The sequence below is a fragment of the Micromonospora sp. M51 genome (assembly GCF_018070305.1).
Taxonomy (GTDB): domain Bacteria; phylum Actinomycetota; class Actinomycetes; order Mycobacteriales; family Micromonosporaceae; genus Micromonospora; species Micromonospora parva.
Genome location: NZ_JAGPXZ010001166.1, coordinates 1 through 1263 on the forward strand (window position 1 = coordinate 1; position 1263 = coordinate 1263).

The following is a 1263-nucleotide window of genomic DNA, read 5'->3' on the forward strand; positions in this document are numbered from 1 at the left end:
AAGACCACGTCGGTGGCCTCGATGGAGACGAGCGCCACCAGCAGCAGCGTCGCCACCCGCCGGCCGGCCACCCGGGCGGTGAACCGGTCGCCGTGGTAGCGAGCGTCGGTGGGCACCAACCTGCGGAACAGCCGGACCACGACGTTGCGTTCCGGGTCGACGTCCGGCTTTCCGCGTACGGCCAGCCGCCAGCCGGTCCAGACCAGGAACCCGCCCAGCACGAACCCGGCCCAGGTGAGCCGGTCCAGCAGCTCGGCACCGGCGAGGATGAACAGCAGCCGGAAGACGAGCGCGCCCACGACACCCCAGAACAGCACCTTGTGCTGGTAGCCCGGCGGCACCTGGAAGTAGCCGAAGAGCAGCGCGAAGACGAACACGTTGTCCACCGAGAGCGCCTTCTCCAGCAGGTAGCCGGAGAAGTACGCGATGGCCGGGTCACCGCCGAGGCCCCACCAGACGACCAGCCCGAACAGCAGACCCGCGCCGATCCAGACGGCGCTCCACAGCACCGCCTCGCGGAGCTCGATGACGTGGTTGTCCCGGTGCAGGAGCACATCCACGGCGAGCATCACCGCGATCACCACGCCGACCGCCGCCCAGGCCCACAGCGGAACCGCGACCGTCGCCTCAGCCACCGACGCCCTCCGCATCGACCACCGCGCACCGCCCGTCACTAGGCCGGCCCTCTTTCGAGCCTAGGTGACCGCCCGACCCGGCATCGGGCGGTCCGACGAAGTCCGGGTCGCCGGGCCGGCCCGCTCGACCCGGGCGGCGACCGGCAGCGGGAGTCGGTGCGCGCGACCCGCGCTCAGGCGACCGGCATCACCTGGCCGGGGTCGAGAACCGTGTCGTCGGCGTCGTAGGCGATCGCGTTGATCACCCGCACGACGCCACTGACCTGCCCCGCGAGCCGACCGGCGAGGTCCACGGCGGAGCGGCGGTCCAGCCGACCGGCCAGCGTCACGTCACCGTGACGGACCTCCACGGTCACCAGTCCGTCCCGTACGGCGAGCACCCGGCGGAGCACCTCCTGCACCACGTCCTCGCGGATCTCGGCGTCCGACCGCAGGTGCACCCGCAGCAGATCGGCACGGCTGACGATGCCGACCAACCGACCGAGGTCGTCCAGCACGGGCAGCCGCTTGACCTGTTCGCGGTCCATCAGCCGGGCGGCGGCGGACAGCGCCGCCTGCGGATTCGTGGTGATCGCCGGCGCGGTCATCAGGTCACCGGCCAGCACTGCCGCGCTCTTTCCACGGGCAC

General features: G+C 72.0%; 1 protein-coding gene and 1 pseudogene. Both read right to left on the reverse strand.

Annotated elements, in window-relative coordinates:
* Window positions 1–635, reverse strand: a pseudogene (locus tag KBX53_RS33390) (tellurium resistance protein TerC); the annotation flags it as partial.
* Window positions 636–808: 173 nt separating this feature from the next.
* The coding region (locus KBX53_RS33395) for a CBS domain-containing protein (protein ID WP_210863845.1) at window positions 809–1263 on the reverse strand (455 nt) is incomplete at its 5' end.